General features: G+C 63.9%; 17 protein-coding genes. 8 read left to right on the top strand and 9 right to left on the bottom strand.

Annotated elements, in window-relative coordinates; all coding sequences use genetic code 11:
* Positions 1 to 316: 316 nt before the first annotated feature.
* The 7 genes from aroB to KG088_RS05890 form a co-directional block, all read right to left on the bottom strand.
* Positions 317 to 1,423, bottom strand: a complete 1,107-nt coding sequence (gene aroB, locus KG088_RS05920) for a 3-dehydroquinate synthase (protein ID WP_213824605.1) — start codon at positions 1,421 to 1,423, stop codon at positions 317 to 319.
* A gap of 2 nt (positions 1,424 to 1,425) precedes the next feature.
* Positions 1,426 to 1,968, bottom strand: coding sequence for a shikimate kinase AroK (aroK, locus tag KG088_RS05915; RefSeq protein WP_213824573.1), 543 nt, complete (start codon positions 1,966 to 1,968; stop codon positions 1,426 to 1,428).
* Positions 1,968 to 4,085, bottom strand: coding sequence for a type IV pilus secretin PilQ (gene pilQ, locus KG088_RS05910; RefSeq protein ID WP_213824572.1), 2,118 nt, complete (start codon positions 4,083 to 4,085; stop codon positions 1,968 to 1,970). Before pilQ ends, aroK begins: the two co-directional genes overlap by 1 nt.
* Positions 4,086 to 4,146: 61 nt before the next feature.
* Positions 4,147 to 4,668: a pilus assembly protein PilP gene (locus tag KG088_RS05905; RefSeq protein ID WP_213824571.1), complete on the bottom strand. Its 522-nt coding sequence runs from the start codon at positions 4,666 to 4,668 to the stop codon at positions 4,147 to 4,149.
* Positions 4,665 to 5,288, bottom strand: a complete 624-nt coding sequence (gene pilO / locus KG088_RS05900) for a type IV pilus inner membrane component PilO (protein WP_213824570.1) — start codon at positions 5,286 to 5,288, stop codon at positions 4,665 to 4,667. Before pilO ends, KG088_RS05905 begins: the two co-directional genes overlap by 4 nt.
* Complete coding sequence (locus KG088_RS05895; RefSeq protein ID WP_213824569.1) at positions 5,285 to 5,857, bottom strand: PilN domain-containing protein; 573 nt, start codon at positions 5,855 to 5,857, stop codon at positions 5,285 to 5,287. Before KG088_RS05895 ends, pilO begins: the two co-directional genes overlap by 4 nt.
* Complete coding sequence (locus KG088_RS05890; protein ID WP_213824568.1) at positions 5,854 to 6,915, bottom strand: pilus assembly protein PilM; 1,062 nt, start codon at positions 6,913 to 6,915, stop codon at positions 5,854 to 5,856. The genes KG088_RS05895 and KG088_RS05890 overlap by 4 nt, the downstream gene beginning before the upstream one ends.
* Positions 6,916 to 7,195: 280 nt before the next feature.
* Here KG088_RS05890 and KG088_RS05885 point away from each other — a divergent pair, with 280 nt between their 5' ends.
* Together KG088_RS05885 and KG088_RS05880 are read left to right on the top strand one after the other, a co-directional pair.
* On the top strand, positions 7,196 to 9,748 hold the full coding sequence (locus KG088_RS05885) for a penicillin-binding protein 1A (protein WP_213824567.1): 2,553 nt from the start codon (positions 7,196 to 7,198) through the stop codon (positions 9,746 to 9,748).
* A 115-nt stretch (positions 9,749 to 9,863) separates the two neighbouring features.
* Positions 9,864 to 10,601 carry a DUF481 domain-containing protein gene (locus KG088_RS05880; protein WP_213824604.1) on the top strand — a complete coding sequence of 246 codons (738 nt, stop codon included), beginning with the start codon at positions 9,864 to 9,866 and terminating at the stop codon, positions 10,599 to 10,601.
* Positions 10,602 to 10,681: 80 nt separating this feature from the next.
* Here the strand turns inward: KG088_RS05880 and KG088_RS05875 are convergent, their stop codons facing one another.
* Both KG088_RS05875 and rpmE read right to left on the bottom strand, forming a co-directional pair.
* On the bottom strand, positions 10,682 to 11,950 hold the full coding sequence (locus tag KG088_RS05875; protein WP_213824566.1) for a malic enzyme-like NAD(P)-binding protein: 1,269 nt from the start codon (positions 11,948 to 11,950) through the stop codon (positions 10,682 to 10,684).
* A gap of 245 nt (positions 11,951 to 12,195) precedes the next feature.
* Complete coding sequence (gene rpmE / locus KG088_RS05870) at positions 12,196 to 12,411, bottom strand: 50S ribosomal protein L31 (RefSeq protein WP_213824565.1); 216 nt, start codon at positions 12,409 to 12,411, stop codon at positions 12,196 to 12,198.
* A 215-nt stretch (positions 12,412 to 12,626) separates the two neighbouring features.
* Between rpmE and KG088_RS05865 the strand changes: the two genes are divergently transcribed.
* The 6 genes from KG088_RS05865 (at position 12,627) to KG088_RS05840 (ending at position 19,797) form a co-directional block, all read left to right on the top strand.
* Positions 12,627 to 14,867, top strand: coding sequence for a primosomal protein N' (locus tag KG088_RS05865; RefSeq protein ID WP_213824564.1), 2,241 nt, complete (start codon positions 12,627 to 12,629; stop codon positions 14,865 to 14,867).
* Between the two features lie 98 nt (positions 14,868 to 14,965).
* Positions 14,966 to 16,651 (top strand): arginine--tRNA ligase, encoded by a 1,686-nt coding sequence (gene argS / locus KG088_RS05860; protein WP_213824563.1) that lies wholly within the window; start codon positions 14,966 to 14,968, stop codon positions 16,649 to 16,651.
* Positions 16,652 to 16,654: 3 nt separating this feature from the next.
* Complete coding sequence (locus KG088_RS05855; RefSeq protein WP_213824562.1) at positions 16,655 to 17,380, top strand: SPOR domain-containing protein; 726 nt, start codon at positions 16,655 to 16,657, stop codon at positions 17,378 to 17,380.
* Positions 17,381 to 17,536: 156 nt separating this feature from the next.
* A complete protein-coding gene (gene hslV, locus KG088_RS05850; protein ID WP_089794543.1) occupies positions 17,537 to 18,055 on the top strand; it encodes an ATP-dependent protease subunit HslV in 519 nt (172 codons plus the stop codon).
* Between the two features lie 2 nt (positions 18,056 to 18,057).
* Complete coding sequence (hslU, locus tag KG088_RS05845; protein WP_213824561.1) at positions 18,058 to 19,380, top strand: ATP-dependent protease ATPase subunit HslU; 1,323 nt, start codon at positions 18,058 to 18,060, stop codon at positions 19,378 to 19,380.
* A 33-nt stretch (positions 19,381 to 19,413) separates the two neighbouring features.
* Complete coding sequence (locus KG088_RS05840; RefSeq protein ID WP_213824560.1) at positions 19,414 to 19,797, top strand: gamma-butyrobetaine hydroxylase-like domain-containing protein; 384 nt, start codon at positions 19,414 to 19,416, stop codon at positions 19,795 to 19,797.
* Positions 19,798 to 19,854 lie beyond the last annotated feature (57 nt).

Genomic DNA, 19,854 nt, shown 5'->3' with positions numbered 1-19,854 from the left:
GACCAGCATAGCCAACTCCTGGCCCTCCACGCAATATCCAGCCTAAGTCACGCAGGGGAAATCCGCTGCAAATCCGCGACTTGCACTTAGATGCAAGAAAAAACCCTCTTCAGGTCAACGACTTGCAGCGAGCCTGGCACGTAACGCTTGGCCGCCCCCTCATGCTAGACTTTCGTCTAGATATAGCGCCCAACCCCATGCCGATCCTGCATGAGGCATGCGCATGCGTGAGGTCATGACACCCGCCATGACACGAGGACGCCCACTCGAAGGTGGGCGTCATGGTATCAGGAGCCGGCTCGACCTCAGCTTGACCTCAGTTACGCGGAAACGCTTCAAGGCATTCGACCAGCGTCCCGTGTGGCGTCTCATCGTGAATACAGGCATCACCGAGCGAGCGTAGCAGAATCAACCGCAGCCGATGATCGAGATTCTTCTTGTCGCGTCGCATGAGACCCAGAAAGGCCTGGGTTCCCATGCTGCTCGGCGCCTCTCGCGGCAGGCCGGCAGCCTCGAGAATCGCGTCGACCCGAGCCACGTCGGCGGCACTGAGCCAGCCTAGGCGCGCCGAAAGCGTTGCCGCCATCAGCATGCCGGCCCCTACCGCTTCACCGTGCAGCCAGTTGCCATAGCCCTGGTGCGCCTCGATGGCATGACCGAAGGTATGACCCAGGTTGAGCAGCGCCCGCACGCCCTGCTCGGTTTCGTCCTCGGCAACGATGGCGGACTTGATCGCGCAGCTGCGCTCGATGGCCTGGGTCAGCGCGGCCACATCCAGACCGCGCAGCGCCGGCATGGCCTCTTCCAGCCAGCCCAGGAAATCGGCGTCGCGGATCAGGCCGTACTTGATCACCTCGGCAAGCCCGGCGGAAAGCTCGCTGGGCGGCAGCGTCGCCAGGGTGTCGGTGTCGACCAGCACGGCACGCGGCTGCCAGAAGGCGCCCAGCATGTTCTTGCCGCGCGGGTGATTGACGCCGGTCTTGCCACCGACGGAAGAATCCACCTGCGCAAGCAGGGTCGTCGGCACCTGCACGAAGGCCACGCCACGCTGGTAGCAGGCAGCGGCGAAGCCGGTCATGTCACCGATCACGCCGCCGCCGAGGGCGATCAGGGTGCAGCGACGATTGAAACCGGCATCGAGCAACGCGTCCCAGATGCGCTCGACATGGGCCAGGTTCTTGGTCGCCTCGCCATCCGGCAACACGACCTCGCAAACCTCAAGATCATCCGCCAGGCCGGCCTTGAGGCGCTCGAGGTAGAGCGGCGCCACGACCGTGTTGGTGACGATCATCACCTGCTTTCCCGCCAGATGTGGCGCGATCCAGCGCGTGTCGCCCAGCAGCCCGGGGCCGATGTGAATGGGGTAACTGCGATCGCCCAGCGCTACCTCAAGGGTGCACTGGGCCTGCGGGGTTGCGGTCATGGTCAGGCCTTGCATTGTAGGGGATCCACCAGACGGGTGACGCGTCGAACGATATCGTTGACCACCGAGCGGGGGCCGCGACGATCGGTGCGCACGACAATATCGGCAGTCGCCCGGTAGAGCGGGTCGCGCAGGGCGAACATCTCGCGCAGCACCGCCTCGCGGTCGGGGTGCTGAAGCAGCGGCCGGTTGCGGTCCTTGGCGGTGCGACGCAGTTGTTGCTCAACAGTGGTAAAGAGATAGATCACGGTACCTCGCTCGCTCAGGAGGCAGCGATTGGCCTTGCGCAGCACGGCGCCGCCGCCGGTGGCGATGACCACCCCCTGCAGGCGGGTCAGTTCGTCGATCATCTGCGCTTCGCGGTCGCGAAACCCCGCCTCGCCCTCCACATCGAAGATCCACGGAATATCGGCGCCGCAGCGCGACTGGATCTCGTGATCGCTGTCATGGAAATCACGTGACAGTTCGGCCGCCAAGAGGCGGCCGATGGTGCTTTTTCCGGCTCCCATGGGGCCGATCAATATCAGGTTGGGTAAATCCTGCATCAGCGAATGGCCATACTGTCGTCGAGGATTCGAGGGGTAATGAATACCAACAACTCTACCTTATCGTTGGTGTTCTCGGTATAGCGGAAAAGGTTGCCCAGCACCGGCAGATCGCCCAGGAAGGGTGTCTTGAACAGGCTGCGCACCTCCTCGGTGGTGAGGATGCCGCCCAGCACCACGGTCTCGCCGTTATCCACCAATACTTGGGTAGTGATCTCGTTGGTGTCAATCGAGGGTACACCGTTGAAGAGCTCACCGACGGTATCGTTGTTGATGACCAGGTCCATGATGATGCGATTGTCGGGGGTGATCTGTGGTGTCACTTCCAAGGACAGCACGGCCTCCTTGAACTCGACATTGGTCGCCCCGCTGGAGGCGGCTTCCTGATAGGGAATCTCCGTGCCCTGCTTGATGACGGCGGTGCCCTGGTTGGCGGTGATCACCCGTGGCTGCGAGATGGTCTGGCTCTTGCCCTCGCTCTCCAGGGCACGCAACTCGAGATCAAGCAGGATATCGCCGGAGAGGTAGCCGAAGGCGAAGGAAGACAGATTATTGCGCCCGTCACCGCCCAGGTCGACGGCCAGCCCCCCCCGCTGCCGATTCACCAGCTCATCTGCCACGGGGTCGAAGAAGGCTTGCTGCGGGACGTCTCCCGAGGCTGCTCCACTACCTGACGCTTCATCACCAAGGTTAAAGCCTCGACTTCCCGCTTCACGATTCCCCGACAGCCCCCAATTGACCCCCAACTCCCGAGTGGCGCTGTCGCGGGCGATCACGATGCGCGCCTCGATCTGCACTTGCCTAACGGCGATATCCAGACGATCCAGGGTGGCGATGATCTCGTCGATCTGCTCGGCGGTATCCTGAATCAACAGGGTATTGGTGCGCTGATCCACCGCCACCCGGCCGCGTTCGGAAAGCAGACCGAAGCCTTCGCCACCCCGCAGCAGCTGAGCCAGTGAATCGGCCTTGGCGTACTTGACCTGGACATACTCCGAGGTGAGCGGCGCCAGGTCCTCCATCTGGTTACGTGACTCGATCTCCTGGCGCTCTCGACTGGCCAGCTCGCTGGCCGGCGCCACCACGATGACATTGCCCTCCTGGCGGCTCGCCAGGCCATGGCTCTTTAGCACCAAGTCCAGCGCCTGGTCCCACGGAACGTCCTCGAGATTCAGCGTGACGCTGCCGGTAACGCTGTCGCTCGCCACCAGGTTGAGGCCGGTGAAGTCGGCAATGATCGCCAGCACCGAGCGCACTTCGATGTCCTGGAAATTGAGGGTGATGCGCTCACCGGTGTAGGAAAACTGCTCGCGATCACGTTCCTCGCGGGCCTGCTGAGCGACCGGCTGGGCCTCGATGGTCAACTGGCGTCCGCTCTGTGTCGACACCAGGGCATAATCGCCGCTGCCCTCGATGTCCAGCGTCACGCCATCACGCCCAACCCGTGGCGTGACGCGCGTGATCGGGGTACCAAAATCGCTGACGTCGTAGACCTGGTCGAGCGATGCCGGCAGCTCGACATCGCGCAGTTCGGCAACGATACGATTGCCGCCGCTCTCGCGCACTCGCGCGTCAACGCCGGCACGGTCGAAGGTGACCACCAGCCGACCGGCACCCCCCTCACCGCGGCGAAAATCGATATCGGCCACGCTCGGACCGCTGGCGGCAACCGATGATGTACGCGTCTCGTCCGACACACTGGTAGCCGACGCATTCTGAGGACTCGGGGCGCTACCGGCGGCCCCGCCGATGACCAATTGTAGCTGATCGCCCTGCTGCCGAGTGTTGTAGGGCAGCGGGCCCTCCAGCGCAAAGACCAGGCGTGTCCGGGAACCGGCTTCCAGCGCGGTCACGTCTTCGACGCCGCCGATCCCCAACTCGAAACGCCGCTGTTCCAGCCGGCTGGCGGTATCGACCAGGTCAATGGTCAACCGCGCAGGGTCATCGAGGCGATACCCCCTGACTTCGGGGATGGGGCCACTGAAGTCGAGATCGACCTCGAGCTCTCCCCCGCTACCCTGACGAAAATCCAGATTGTCCAGGGTGCTCGCCGCCAAGGCGGACGAGGACACCGCCAGCATCGCCAGTGTCGCGAATCCGCGCATCATTGCTGTCATGGTTGCCTTCCCCTGCTGCCGCGTCGTCCACAGAGTGCCGGGCGGGACGACAGGCTGGTTGTCATTCTTCCAGCTTTAAGGTGTGGTTGCGCTCGACCCAGGTATTCTGATCCAGCACGGTTTCGACCAGTCCTACGGAGGCCTCGGTAATCGTCACGATCCGGCCGTTATCCTGCCCCATGTATTGGCCAGTCGTCAGACGATGTACCTGACCGTTCGGCGCCCGCACGAGGGCCGATGGCCGCCCCTCGACCGTCAGCGTCCCGACCAGCTCGAGCTCGCTGAGCGCATAGGCCTCCAGCACGTCCTTGGGCCGGTCGGGATTGGGGGCCAGATCACTGTCGTGCGGCGTCGGACCCCCGTCTTGACGCGATCGGGCAAGAAACGGGCTACGCTGGTCGGCCAAGGTATAGGCGACGGTCTCGTAGTCGGGAATTTCCGGCAGCACCACCTTCGGCACCTTACCGGGGTCATTGCGGATTGCCGTGAGCTCTCGATCGAGACTGCCGAGCTGCGGGTCGCTACAGCCACCCAGCAAGCCGAGCACGCCGGCGAACAGCCAACGCTTGCCTGTCGCGCTCATGGCGAGCCCTCCGCACTGGGCCGGTAACTGTAGGTCCGGGCCAACATCGACAACCGCAGCTGCTGGCCGTCACCGTTCTGCGGTTCGAGAGTAAAATCATGCTGGGTCACGATGCGTGATAACCCCGCGACACCCGCCAGGAAGGCTGCTACCCGGTGGTAATCGCCCTGAACCTGAATGTCGAAGGGCTGCTCGATGTAGTAATCCTGTGCCACCGTGCTGCGCAGCCGAATGAAATCGATCGTGAGCTGATGCTCGATCGCGGTCTCGCTGATGTTGTCGATCAGGGAGGGCACCTCGGCACCGGTCGGCAGCATTTCGCGCAGCGTTCCCATGCGTGATTCGAGACTCTCCATCTGCTCGCGCATCACCGGCAGATTGGCGGCTTGCGCCGCCTTGCTGCGATAGCCTTCCAGCAGGCCATGTTCTTCGGCGCGCGCTTGATCGAGCTGTTCGGCCTTGGGGAGGGCCAGATACCAGTGCAGCGCGAAGAAGGTCAGGCCCAGCACCAGCAGGCAACAGAGGGTCTGCAATGACCACGGCCAGCTGCCGGACTCCTTGATATCCAGTTCGCGCCAATCGAGCTCGCGCAGCCTGCGCAGTTCGCCCTTGAGGCTCATGGCGATTCCTCCGTGGCATCCGAGCCACTCTCGGGCATTTGCTGGCTGACGCTCAGACTGAAGCTGCGGCGCTCCCCCCCTTCCTGTGCCTCCACTTCGGAAAGCGACGGCTCGGATAATGACGCCGCCGCATCCAGCCCACGCAACTGATCGGAGACCTGCCGATTGTTATCTGCCAGGCCCGAGAGACTCAGGTTACCCCCCTGGCGACGCAGGCTGGTATAGCGAACCCCGTCGACCAGGCTCGTGACCAGATCGCTGAACACATGCACGGTCTGGGCGCGCCCCAGCTGCAAGTTCGTGAATATCTCGACCTGCTCCAGCATCTGCTCGCGTACCGACTCGAGCTCGTCGAGCTCGAGGAGCGCGCTGTCAAGCTGACGGGTCTCCTGCCGGACATGAGCATTACGTTGTTGCTGGGCCTCATACTGGTGAGCGTAATAGCGGCTCATGGCGTAGCCGCCACCGAGCCCGAGCAGTGCCATCAGTCCAAGCGTCAGGTAGAACCGTCGGCTACGCCGCCCGCGCTGCTCTTCTCGCCAGGGCAGGAGATTGATGTCGATGGTCATGAGCGTGACCTCATCGCCAGGCCGCACGCCGTCATCATGGCCGGCGCATCGCCTGCCAGGGTCTGCACGTCGATGTGCGCGCTGACCTTCATGCGCTGCAGCGGATTGGCAGTCACGACGTCCATGCCGCTTTCCTGGGCCAGGCGTTCGGCCAGGCCGGGAATCACACTGGACCCACCCGCCAGTACCATGCGCTTGACCTCAAGCTTGCGTCCCGCCGTGTAGTAGAGCTGCAGCGAGCGACCGACCTGCTGCACGAGGGTATCGAGGAAAGGGTCGAGCACGCTGAGTTGATAATCCTCGGGCAAGCCCCCACGTTTCTTGGCAAGCCCCGCCTCCTCGAGTGTCAAGCCATAGCGATTGCGAATCTCATCGGTCAACTGGCGGCCACCGAAAACGGTATCTCGGCTATAGACAATGCGTCCCTCGCGAAGCACATGAAAAGCATTCATGTTAGCGCCGATGTCCACTAGCGCCACACAGTCCTCTTGACCGCTGGCATCCGGCAGCTGGTGACGCAGCTCGGTAAAGCCCCGCTCCATCGCGAACGATTCCACATCCACTGCCGCGGGGGTCAAGCCGGTCTGCAGCAAGACATCGGTGAGCTGGCTGACATCCTGCTGGCGACAGGCGACCAGCAGGATGTCCTGCTGGTCACCGTAGCGGGCATTGAGGCCCAGTCGCTGGAAATCGAAGGCGACTTCACTGAACGGAAAGGGAATATGCTTGTCTGATTCGAGCTCGATACGCGCCTCGATTTCATCGTCATTCAACGAAGCGGGCAACGTGAGCGTCTTGGTGATAGCCGCACTGGACGGAACGGCCACGGCCACATTGCGCGAGGTGGGCCGAGCTTGCTGTACGGCACGCGTCAGCGCATCGACCACCTCATCCTTGTCACGGATGCGCCGCTCGACAACCGCGCCTTCTCGCAACGGGCGGACCGCGTAGCTATCCACCTGATAACGGTTACCGGTCTGCCGAAGCTCGATGAGCTTGACGGTCGCCGAGGTGATATCGACGCCGATCAGCCCCTTTCCGGACACTCTTAATCGCATCTAGGCCTTGTCCCACACTGGTTTACACGACTTGCCGCCCATAATGCTACGCCACTCATCCGTTAGGAAGGCTCGCGTGCTAAGTCAAATAGACGTCGAATGTCATACCCCATTACCTTAACGAGAGATTACATGATCATGAAGAAACTCACACGACCCATGCTGTCTCCGAATGTCAACGCTGGTGACTAGCGGCTTGGCTTCCTATAATGGCGGCGCATCGGATTGCTTTCTTGTCGCTTTCTAGCGCTCCAGTTCACAGCACGGGTACCGCGATTTCATGAAGTATCTCAGAACACTGATCCTTTCGGCCGTGTGGCTGGTGATCTCGTTGATCGCCGCCGCCGGCCTGGGGGTCGTCGGCGCCGGGCTTTACTTCGCCCCCGGCCTGCCCGATGTGCGCCAGCTACAGGATTTCGAACTGCATACGCCTCTGCGCATTTTTACCCGGGACGGCAAGCTGATCGGCGAGTACGGTAATGAACGGCGCATGCCTATTGAGTACGAGCAGATCCCCGAAGAAATGATTCACGCCCTGCTGTCGGCCGAGGATGCCGGCTACTTCGATCATCGCGGTGTCGAGCCCAAGGCCCTGGTGCGGGCCGCGGTGGAACTGGCGTCCAGTGGCGGTGACATTCGCTCCGGCGGCTCGACCATCACCATGCAGGTAGCGCGAAACTATCTCCTCACCCTGGAACAGACATTCACTCGCAAGATCCGCGAGATCCTGCTGGCACTGCAGATGGAGCAGATTCTTACCAAGGAGGAAATCCTCGAGCTCTACGTCAACAAAATCTTTCTCGGCAATCGCGCCTACGGCATCGCTGCGGCGGCGGAAACCTACTACAGCCGCCCTCTCGAGGAACTGACACTGGCTGAGACGGCGATGATCGCTGGCCTGCCAAAGGCTCCCTCGACCTTCAATCCGCTGGCCAACCCCGAGCGCTCGCTGATCCGACGCAACTGGATCCTGTTTCGCATGCGTGAACAGGGCTATATCGACTCGCCGACCTATGAGGAGGCCGTCCAGGCGCCGATAACCGCGCGCCGCTATGTCGCCCGGACCGAAGTCGAGGCCGATTACGTCGCCGAGATGGCGCGCCAGTTCGCCGTCGAGCGCTTTGGCACAGAGGCGGCCTATACTGGCGGTTATCAGATCCATACCACCCTGGACAGCGAGCTTCAGCCCTATGCGCGGCGCGCACTCGCCGATGGCCTGATCGCCTACGATACCCGACACGGCTGGCGCGGGCCCGAAGAACAGGACATTCCCCAAAGCCTAGTGGAGGCCCAGGATCGTACAGAACGCGAAGGGCTTGAGGAGGAACTCAGCGAATCCCCCGAGGTGATGGAAACCGCCAGGCGCGCGGCCGCCAGTAGCCAGACGGAGGTAGAGGGCATCGAGGGGGATGTCAGCAACTGGCTACAGGTGCTGGAGCGCACGCCTTCCCTCGGTCCGCTGGAACCCGCCATCGTGGTCGCCGCCGAAGGCCGCGAGATGCAGGTCATGGCCCGCGGTGGCGAGCTGCATACGCTCGACTGGGAGGGGCTCAGTTGGGCCCGCGCCTATCGCGGGCCACGCTCTCGTGGTCCTGAGCCGGGCACCGCCGCCGAGATCGCCGCGCCGGGCGACCTGGTACGCATTCTCGAGCGAAACGAGGACGAGGACGAGGACGAGGACGAAAGTTATCGACTTTCCCAGCGCCCGGATGCCGAAGGCTCGCTGGTGGTCATGGAGCCCGATACCGGGGCCATCCTTGCCTTGCAGGGCGGGTTCAGCTTCGAGGCCAGCAAGTTTAACCGGGCAGTGCAGGCACAGCGCCAGTCCGGCTCGATCTTTAAGCCTTTCATCTACCTGGCGGCCCTGGACGGCGGCATGATGACGGCTGCCAGCGTAGTCAACGATGCGCCGGTAGTGCAGCAGGATGGCAGCAACGAACTCTGGCGACCGGTCAACTCGAGCGGGGACTTCCTGGGCCCCATCCGGCTACGGGAGGCGCTGGCCCGCTCGCGCAACCTTGTCACCATCCGCGTGCTCCAGCAGGTCGGCCTGGACGCTACCATCGATTTCCTGGCAGGCTTCGGCTTCGCCGAGAATCGTCTCCCACGCGGGCTCTCCCTGGCGTTGGGCAGTGCCGGACTGACACCGCTGGAAATGACCAATGCCTATGCGGTACTGGCCAATGGCGGCTTTCAGGTCTCGCCCTGGTTTATCCAGCGCATCAGCCGTAGCGAGGAAGACAACGTCTTGGACGAAGCCACACCGATGGTCGCTTGTCGTGATTGCCCCGAAGGCCAGGATCAAGTGGAAATCAACGGCCGCACCTACCCCATAGCGCCTCGTGTCGCCGATCCCAGTGCGGTGTTCATCCTGCGCGACATGCTGCGCGACGTGATCGAGAACGGCACCGGCCGCGCGGCAATGGCCTTGAATCGCGATGACATCGTCGGCAAGACGGGCACCACCAACGATTATCGCGACGCCTGGTTTGCCGGTTACAACAGCGACCTGGTGACCACCGTCTGGGTCGGCAAGGACAACAACGAGACCATCGCCGAGTATGGCGGCAGTGCCGCCCTGCCCATCTGGATGGATTTCATGGGCACAGCACTCGAGGATCGTCCGCTGGCCATGCCAGAAGCGCCCGAGGAGATCGTCAGCGCCCGTATCGACCCTCGCACCGGACGTCGCCTCGACGATAACCAGGGCGGTGGCATGCAGGAGATATTTCATACCGACTACCTGCCCGACTACGAGTCGCGCCGCGTCGACAGGGAGGTCGAGCAACAGAGCGGCTCTGAGGGTACCGGCAACTACGAAGCCATCTTCTAGCGTCCCCCGGCGGCAAGGAATGCCGCCGTTCTCCTCTCATCGCCGAACACGTCACACGAGTTGATTACCGGTCAACCGGGAAGCTGACATGCCTCACCCTGAAATACGCCACTCGATGTTCGCGTGGCTGTCCTTGTGCGCCCTTGCGGTCATCGCCGGCAGAGCACACGCGTATCCGTTCTATGCCCCACCACCCCCCGGAGAGGATGCCGCCAGCTTCACCGGAGACGTTGAACTGGGTTTCACTCACCTCTCCGGCAATACCAACAGCCAAACCCTCATCGGCAAGGGTCGATTGACCTGGCTGACCGGCGACTGGACCCACACCCTGCGCGGCGAAGTGCGCAACGTCTCCCGCAACGGCGGGACCAGCGCCGAACAGTACATTGTCGCCGGTCGCGAACGCTACGAACTCGATGGCCCGCACTATGCATTCGGCTTCGCTCGCTGGGAAAAGGACCGATTCAGCGGTTACGACCAGCAGGCAACGGCCATTGGCGGCTATGGTCGCGACCTGATCGATAGCGAGCGCCAACTGCTCTCGCTCGAGAGCGGCCTGGGCTTCCGCCATGACCGTCTTGATGAGGGGCAGCGTGAGTTTCGTGGTGTGGGCTACGGCGCCCTGGCCTATGAATGGGCCTTCTCGGAACATTCCAGCGTGGAACAGGAACTCTCGGTAGAAGGGACCAGCGCGAACGTGACATCACGCTCGCTCTCGTCCCTCACGGCCCGGATCAACTCGCACCTGGCGCTGAAGCTCTCGCACGAAATCAAGGATAATACCAACCCACCTGACAGTGCCGATGCCCACACCGATCAGACCACCAGCTTCTCGCTGCTGTACAGCTGGTAGTGCCAGTCAGCCTAGACATGATGATGCCGCCCCCTAAACCGGAGGCGGCGTTTTCAAGGTCAATCGCGTCGCGTCAGGGCTCAGCCGCCGTAGACGTCATCCACCGTTCTGAGCGGATAGTGCGTCGGATAGGGCTTGCGCGCCACGCCGGAGTCTACCGCGGCCTGGGCAACGGCCGAGGACACCCTGTCGAGCAGCCTCACATCCACCGGCGTGGGAATAATGTAGTCGGGGCCGAAACGCATGCCCTGCATCTCGTAGGCCTCGAGCACCTCGGCAGGTACCGGCTCACGCGCCAGGTCCTTGAGTGCATGTACGGCCGCCACTTTCATCTCTTCGTTGATCCGCGTCGCCCGTACATCGAGGGCCCCACGGAAGATGAAGGGAAAGCCCAGCACATTGTTGACCTGATTGGGATAATCGGAACGACCGGTCGCCATGATCACGTCCGGTCGCGCCTCGCGTGCCACGGCGGGATGAATTTCCGGATCTGGATTGGTACAAGCGAATACCACCGGGTTGGGCGCCATCTTGCGCATATGCTCGGCGGTCATCAGGCCCGGGCCCGAGAGGCCGATGAAGACGTCCGCGCCATCGATGGCATCGGCAAGCGTACGATGATCGGTCTGCATGGCAAACATCGCCTTGTACTGATTGAGATCCGTCCTGCCGGCGTGGATAACCCCCTTGCGGTCGAGCATCACGATATTGTCGGCATGCGCGCCGCAGCATACCAGCAGCTTCATGCAGGCGATCGCCGCGGCGCCGGCGCCGAGGCAGACGATGCGGGCGCTGTCCAGTGACTTGCCGGCGATCTCCAGCGCATTGAGCATTCCCGCAACGGTGACGATAGCCGTGCCATGCTGGTCGTCGTGAAAGACCGGAATGCTGCACTGCTCGATGAGCGCCTGCTCGATCTCGAAGCACTCGGGCGCCTTGATGTCCTCGAGATTGATCCCGCCCCAGGTATCGGCGATGCGCGCCACGGTATCGATGAAGGCCTGCGGACTCTCGGCATTGACCTCGATATCCACCGAGTTGATACCGGCAAACCGCTTGAACAGCACTCCCTTGCCTTCCATCACCGGCTTGCTGGCCAGCGGTCCCAGGTTGCCGAGACCGAGGATGGCACTGCCGTCAGAAATGACCGCCACCAGGTTTCCCTTGCCGGTATAGCGGTAAGCGTTCTCGGGATCGCGGGCGATCTCGCGCACCGGCTCGGCGACACCGGGGCTGTAGGCCAGGGAAAGGTCCCGGGCCGTGGCCGTGGGCTTTGTCAGCTCCACCGAGAGTTTTCCGGGGATCGGCTTGGCGTGATAGTCCAATGCGGCCTTTCTTGCGTCAGTCATGCGGAAGGTCCGATATGCAGTGGCAAAGGTGAAGCCAGAGTATAGAAAATGTTTCCATTTCTCAACGAAGGCGATTTTTCGCCAGCATTGCGCAGGCGGGAAACCCAAGCAGGGTTACGCATCAAGTATGACACAAGGTGCCTTTCGCATGACGATACCCGAACGGCCTGAAACAAGAAGACCCGCCGGTGGCGGGTCTCGTGCAAGCGATGGCGACGATAGGGCACACGCTTCGCGACGCCTTATCAGCCTCGTTTGACGGCCGCACCGAAACGCTTGTTGAAGCGCTCGACGCGACCACCGGTGGTCGCCTGCTTCTGCTTGCCGGTATAGAAGGGGTGGCACTGCGAGCAGACGTCCAGAGAGAAATCGTGGTTGGAGGTGGAGCCCACTTCGAAGGTGGCGCCACAGGAACAGGTCGCGTTGACCGTCTTGTAATTCGGATGGATAGCTTGTTTCATCTTGAGCCTCATGGAGCGGTATGCCGCCACCTGATCGTCTGCCAGGCACCGCATACGGGTTGACTATCGGTTGTCCGTGAACCGTACATGCGAACCGGTTTTCTCCCCCTGCCCTTTTTTCTGGCGTACTTTCTTCTTGCGTACTCGCGCGTGCTTTACCGCTCGCGTACCCGAGGGAGGCGCAGCATTTTAGCAGGTCCGCCGCCGGAGGCCAATTGCCACATACCCCTTATCCAGCACCACGCGTGCTGGGCATTGCCATTCCGTCGCCGCTGCGTCGGCTGTTCGACTATCGCCCCTACGGCGAGGCGCCCAGTGGCGGCTGGCAGCCCGGCTTTCGCGTTCGCGTGTCCTTCGGCAGGCGTCAACTCGTCGGCGTGGTGATCGAATGTCGCGATGATAGCGAGCTGCCGCTGAAAGAACTGAAGCCCATCGAGGCCTGCCTCGACCCCGTCCCCTTGCCAGCGGACTGGCTATGGCTATGCCATTTCACTGCGCGTTACTACCAGCATCCGCTGGGCGACACCCTGCACCAGGCGATGCCGGTTCTGCTGCGCCAGGGCCGTCCCTTGACCGCCCGCACGCGGGAACGCTGGCAGCTCACCGCCGCCGGGCAGGTAGTCGACGCCTCCGAGCTTGCGCGCGCACCGCGTCAGGCGGCGCTTCTGGCAATGCTGACTCAGCACCCGCATGGCCTGGGTACACAGGCGATCCTCGCCCAGTCGTTCACCCGCGAGCAGCTGCGCGCACTGGTCGACAAGGGCTTGCTCAGCCGCGTTGATGAGCCGGTCACCGCCCACCGAGCGGATAGCGCCGGCCCTCGGCTCGCCGAGCCAGCCATGCCCCTTAATGGCGAGCAGAGCGTGGCGCTGGCCGCGCTCCATGAAGGCCTTGACCGCTATCACCCCTGCCTGCTGGAAGGCGTGACGGGTAGCGGCAAGACCGAGGTCTACCTGCAACTGATCGAAGCCGTGGTCGGCCAGGGCCGTCAGGCGCTGGTGCTGGTGCCCGAGATCGGCCTCACCCCCCAGACCCTGGCGCGTTTTCGCCAACGTTTTCGCGTCTCGGTCGTGGCGCTGCACTCGGGGCTTAGCGACCACGAGCGCCTCGATGCCTGGGCGGCCGCGGCGAGCGGGCGAGCGCCTATCGTCATCGGCACCCGCTCGGCGATCTTCACCCCCCTGGCGCGCCCCGGGGTGATCATCGTCGATGAAGAGCATGACGGCTCCTTCAAGCAGCAGGACGGCCTGCGCTACCACGCCCGCGATCTTGCCGTGGCGCGTGCCCATCGACACGCCATCCCGCTGATACTGGGCAGCGCCACGCCATCGCTCGAGAGCCTTTCACGGGCCCGCAACGGCGACTGGCGCCACCTCACCCTGACCCAACGCGCCAGCCGCCATGCCCCGGCGCGGCTGGAGCTGATCGACATGCGTGGCAGGCCCCGCCAAGGCGGGCTGATCCCACCGGTCATCGAGACCATCGGCGAGACACTGGCGGCCGGGCATCAGGTCCTGGTGTTCATCAACCGCCGCGGCTTCGCCCCGACGCTGGCCTGCCACGCCTGCGGCTGGCTCGCCGAATGCGACCACTGCGACGCCCGCATGACCCTGCACCGTCAGCCGCCCCTGCTGGCCTGCCACCACTGCGACCGGCGGCGCGCCCTGCCCGAGGCCTGCCCCAAGTGCGCCAGCATCGACCTGCGCCCACTGGGCAGCGGCACCGAGCGCACCGAGGAGACGCTTGCCGGCCTCTTTCCCAAGGTGCCGGTGCATCGCATCGACCGCGACAGCACGCGTCGCCGCGACGCCTTCGAACAGGTGCTGGCCGAGCTGCGCCGCGGCGAACCCTGCCTGTTGGTGGGTACCCAGATGCTCGCCAAGGGCCACCATCTGCCCCATGTCACCCTGGTGGTGGTGGTCAACGCCGATGCGGGACTCTACGCCAGCGATTTCCGCGCCCTGGAGCAGAGCGCTCAGTTGCTGATCCAGGTGGCCGGCCGGGCCGGGCGCGCCGACCACCCCGGTCGTGTGCTGGTGCAGACCCTGCACGGCGACGACCCGCATCTGCAGATGCTGGCCGAGCAGGGCTATGCGGCACTGGCCGATCAAATGCTGGAGGAGCGGCGCGCCGCCGGCCTGCCGCCCTTCCGTTTTCTCGCCCTGCTGCGCCTGGAAAGCCCTCGCGAGGACGCGGTCAGCGCCCTGGGCCATCAGGCGGCCGAGGCGCTGCGCCAATGGCTCGCGTCCCGTGAGCTCAAGGTCGGCTGCCTGGGGCCGGTACCCGCGCCCATGGAGCGCCGCCAGAACCGCTATCATGCCCAGCTGATGCTTACCAGCGAGCGCCGCAGCCGCCTCCACGAGGCCGGCGCCTGGCTGACCGCCTGGCTGGAGGCGTCGCCCGAGGCGCGACGGGTGAGATGGTCGCTGGATATCGATCCGCAGACCCTGAGCTGACAGCGGGAGGGTTTAAAGCCCGGCCCCGATTGCCGATAATACGCCGCACTGCCAAGCGGCCTCTTCGCGACCCGCGACACTGGACACCGGAATCCTTCATGAAAGACACCCTCATCTCGCTGCTCGAAGGCGCCCTGAACGAACTCAAGCGCCAGGACATTCTGCCCGCCGATCTCGCCCCAACCATCAAGGTCGACCCAGCCAAGGACAAGGCCCACGGCGACTACGCCACCAACCTGGCCTTGATGCTCGCCAAGCCCGCGGGCCGCAAGCCGCGTGAGCTTGCCGAGATGCTGGTCGCCGCCCTGCCGGAAAGCGACGCCGTGAGCCGGGTGGAGATCGCCGGCCCAGGCTTTATTAACTTCTTTGCTGCCACCGACGCCGTGGCGCAGATCGTGCGCACCGTGCTCGACTCGGGCGACGCCTATGGCCGCAGCCTCACCGGCCGTGGGCGCCAGGTGCAGGTGGAGTTCGTCTCTGCCAACCCAACCGGCCCGCTGCACGTCGGCCACGGACGCGGCGCGGCGATCGGCGACTGCATATGCCGCTTGCTCGAAGCCACCGGCCATGACGTGACCCGCGAGTTCTACTACAACGATGCCGGCGCCCAGATCGCCAACCTGGCCCTCTCCGTGCAGGCGAGGGCCCAGGGCATCGACAGCGATGACGCGAACTGGCCGGCCGATGGATATCGTGGCGGCTACATCCTCGATGTCGCCAACGCCTACCTGGCCGGTGAGACGGTGCACGCCGACGACCGCCACGTGACCGCCAAGGGCGACCCACAGGACCTCGAGGCCATACAGGCGTTCGCCGTCGCCTGGCTGCGCCGCGAGCAGGATCTCGACCTCAAGGCCTTCGGTGTCGAATTCGACATCTACTATCTGGAGTCATCGCTCTACGAATCCGGCAAGGTCGAGGCCACCGTCGAACAACTGATCGCGGGGGGACATACCTACGAGCAGAATGGCGCCATCTGGCTGCGCACCACCGACTTCGGCGACGACAAGGACCGGGTGATGCGCAAGTCCGACGGCAGCTATACCTACTTCCTCCCCGACGTGGCCTATCACCTGGACAAGTGGCAGCGCGGTTTCACCGAGGTGATCAACGAGCAGGGTGCCGACCATCACTCAACGGTGACCCGCGTGCGGGCTGGCCTGCAGGCGCTGGAAACCGGCATCCCCGCCGGCTGGCCGGAATACGTGTTGCACCAGATGGTCATGGTGACGCGCTCGGGTGTCGAGGTGAAGCTCTCCAAGCGCGCCGGCAGCTACGTCACGGTGCGCGACTTGATCGACGAAGTGGGACGCGACGCCACCCGTTTCTTCCTCGCCGCGCGGCGCGCCGACTCGCAGCTCACCTTCGATATCGATCTGGCGCGTTCGCAGTCCAACGACAACCCGGTCTACTACATCCAGTATGCACATGCCCGGGTATGCAGCATGCTGCGCAAGGCCGAGGCCGGGAATATGGCCTTCGATCACGCCATGGCCGTGAGCCATCTCGCCAAACTCGATCAACCGCAGGAAAAGGCCCTGATGAACCGCCTGGCACGCTACCCCGGCGTCGTCGAGCATGCCGCCGCGTCTCGCGAACCTCAGCAGATCGCCCAGCACCTGCTCGCCCTCGCCGCCGACTTCCACACCTGTTATAACGCCGTGAAGGTCATGGTCGAGGATGACGCCCTGCGCAACGCCCGACTGGGGCTGGGCCTGGCCACACGCCAGGTGCTGCGTAACGGCCTCGATTTGATGGGTGTCGGCGCCCCCGAGGAGATGTGAGTCATGGCTACTCGTCCCACTCCGAAGAAACGCGGCGCCACCACCAGCCGGCGACGCTCGTCGTCGCGGTCACGGCCCACCTTCCCGGGCTGGCTGTGGGCGCTGGCCGGCCTGGTGGCAGGCTTTCTGCTCTCCCAGCATCAGCATGGGTCGGCGCCCTGGCAGGACGAGCAGGACTCGCCCATGGCGACGGTGATGCCGCGTTTCTCCGCGGATGACCCGACCGCCACGCCCGATACCACGACTGATTCGGCGTCGGAAGAATCCCCGATGCCGACCTTCGAGTTCTATACCCTGCTGCCGGAGTCCGAGGTGATCGCGCCCCGCAGCGAACTCCCCGACACGGCCGCCCGCGCTCCAGCACCGCCGGCCGAGCCAACGACCGAGACCGTCGACGATCCCATCGCGCAGGTGATTGCAGCCAATGCGCGCCCCGAGGACGAGACAGCGGCTGACGACACCTCGACCGACTCGCAGACCATCGGCGCCGGAGATCGCTACATGCTGCAGGCCGCCTCCTTCCGCGAGTCCGGCGATGCCGAGCAGCTCAGGAGCCGACTGAGCGATTTCGGCCTGCTGGCGCGCGTCAGCGAAGTCCAGGCAGGCGGCAACGAGACCTGGCACCGCGTCCAGGTCGGCCCCTACGACGATACCCGCGAACTCAATCGCGCCCAGGATCTGATGACGACCCAGGGCATCGAACCCCTGGTCATTCGCCTGCAGAATTGACCTGGCGCCTGGCCGTTGCAGTGGCCGCTGGCGTATCGCCGGTTGAATTCCACCCCCTCCGCCCGCATTTCATTGAAAGCCTAGTCAAGGCGCTCGGGCGGAACTCGCGGCGCCGAATGTCAACGGGAGCCTTTGCTCCCCCAAGGAGTTCACTCCATGACCACGATCGTTTCCGTGCGACGCGGTGACCATGTCGCACTGGCCGGCGATGGCCAGGTCTCGCTGGGTAACACCGTCATGAAGGGCAATGCCAGCAAGGTTCGTCGCCTGTATCGCGGCGAAGTGCTGGCAGGTTTTGCTGGCGGTACCGCCGACGCCTTCACGCTGTTCGAGCGTTTCGAAGCCCAGCTGGAAAAATACCAGGGCAACCTGGTCAAGGCCGCCGTGGAGCTGGCCAAGGACTGGCGCACCGACCGTGCCCTGCGTCGCCTGGAGGCCCTGCTCGCGGTGGCCAACAAGGATGCCTCGCTGATCATTACCGGCAACGGCGACGTGGTGGAGCCCGAGCGCGGCATCATCGCCATCGGCTCGGGCGGCAATTTTGCCCTTGCGGCCGCCCGCGCGCTGCTTGAGAACACCGACCTCGGTGCCCGCGAGATCACCGAGAAGTCTCTCGAGATCGCCGGTGACATCTGCGTGTTCACCAACCATCACGTCACCCTCGAAGAGCTCTGATCATGACCTCGATGACCCCCCGCGAGATCGTCCACGCCCTGGACCAGTACATCATCGGCCAGCAGGACGCCAAACGTGCTGTGGCAATCGCACTACGCAATCGCTGGCGGCGCATGCAGCTCGATGGCGACCTGCGACAAGAAGTCACGCCCAAGAATATCCTGATGATCGGCCCAACCGGGGTCGGCAAGACGGAGATCGCCAGGCGCCTGGCCAAGCTCGCCCGGGCGCCCTTCATCAAGGTCGAGGCCACCAAGTTCACCGAGGTGGGCTATGTAGGCCGCGATGTCGAGTCGATCGTACGCGACCTCACCGAGGCCGCCATCAAGCTGGTGCGCGAGCACGCCAAGGACGAGGTGCGCCACCGCGCCGAGGATGCCGCCGAGGATCGCATCCTCGACGCCCTGCTGCCGCCGCCGCGTGGGCAGGAGAATGAGCCGCGCCAGGACAGCTCGACGCGCCAGACCTTCCGCAAGAAACTGCGCGAGGGCCAGCTCGACGACAAGGAAATCGATATCGAGATCACGCCCCAGAGCCAGGGCATCGACATCATGACCCCGCCAGGCATGGAAGAAATGACCAGCCAGCTACAAAGCATGTTTGCCGGTATGGGCAAGCAGAAGAGCGAGACCCACCGAGTGGCGGTAAAGGACGCTTTCGGCCTGCTGCGCGACGAGGAGGCCGCCAAGCTGGTCAACGAGGAGGAGATCAAGCGCCGCGCCATCGACGCCGTGGAGCAGAACGGCATCGTCTTCCTCGACGAGATCGACAAGGTTACCAAGGGCAGCGGGCAATCCAGCGGCGGGGAAGTCTCCCGCGAAGGCGTGCAGCGCGACCTGTTGCCGCTGATCGAAGGCTCCACCGTCTCGACCAAGTACGGCATGGTCAAGACCGATCATGTGCTGTTTATCGCCTCCGGCGCCTTCCACCTGTCGCGGCCCTCGGATCTAATTCCGGAACTGCAGGGTCGCTTGCCGATCCGTGTCGAACTCAATGCCCTGACCCCGGATGACTTCAAGCGCATCCTCACCGAGCCCTCTGCCTCGCTGACCAAGCAGTACGAGGCGTTGCTGGCCACCGAAGGGCTCGACATCAGCTTCACCGAGGACGGCATCGAGCGTCTCGCCCAGATCGCCTGGAAAGTCAACGAGGGCACCGAGAACATCGGGGCCCGGCGCTTGCACACGGTCATGGAGCGCCTCCTGGAAGAAGCCTCGTTCAGTGGCGCGGACATCGGCTCACCGCTGGTGATCGATGCCGCCTATGTCGACTCCCAACTGGGCGAGCTGGCGATGGACGAGGATCTGTCGCGGTATATTCTCTAGGGTAACGGCACACCGCGAGCGAAGGAGGCCGCCATGAGCGTTCCGATTCCCACCAGGGTGCACTATCACAAGCATGACCGTGAGCTCGAGCTCACCTATGGCGAGGGCGAGTCCTATCGGCTGTCGGTGGAGTACCTGCGGGTCTTCTCTCCCTCCGCCGAGGTTCGCGGTCATGGCCCTGATACCGCCACGCTGCAGGTCGGCAAGAAATTTGTCGGCCTGCAGGACATTACCCAGGCCGGGCGCTATGCCCTCAAGCTGCATTTCGACGATGGCCACGACAGCGGTCTGTTCAGCTGGGACTATCTCTACGCGCTGATCCGTGATCAAAAAGCCAACTGGGAGGATTACCTGCGCCGCCTGGACGCGGCCGGTGCCTCGCGAGAACCCTTGAGCATCGAGATCAAGCAGCTCTAGTCAGCGCCAAGACAAGCAAGGGTGGGGAAGGCTACAATATCGCTCATTGTCGAGGCC

It is taken from the genome of Halomonas jincaotanensis (genome assembly GCF_018448785.1).
Lineage (GTDB): Bacteria > Pseudomonadota > Gammaproteobacteria > Pseudomonadales > Halomonadaceae > Halomonas > Halomonas jincaotanensis.
Note: the sequence above shows the minus strand (reverse complement) of the source record. Positions and strands in the feature narration are given on the sequence as shown.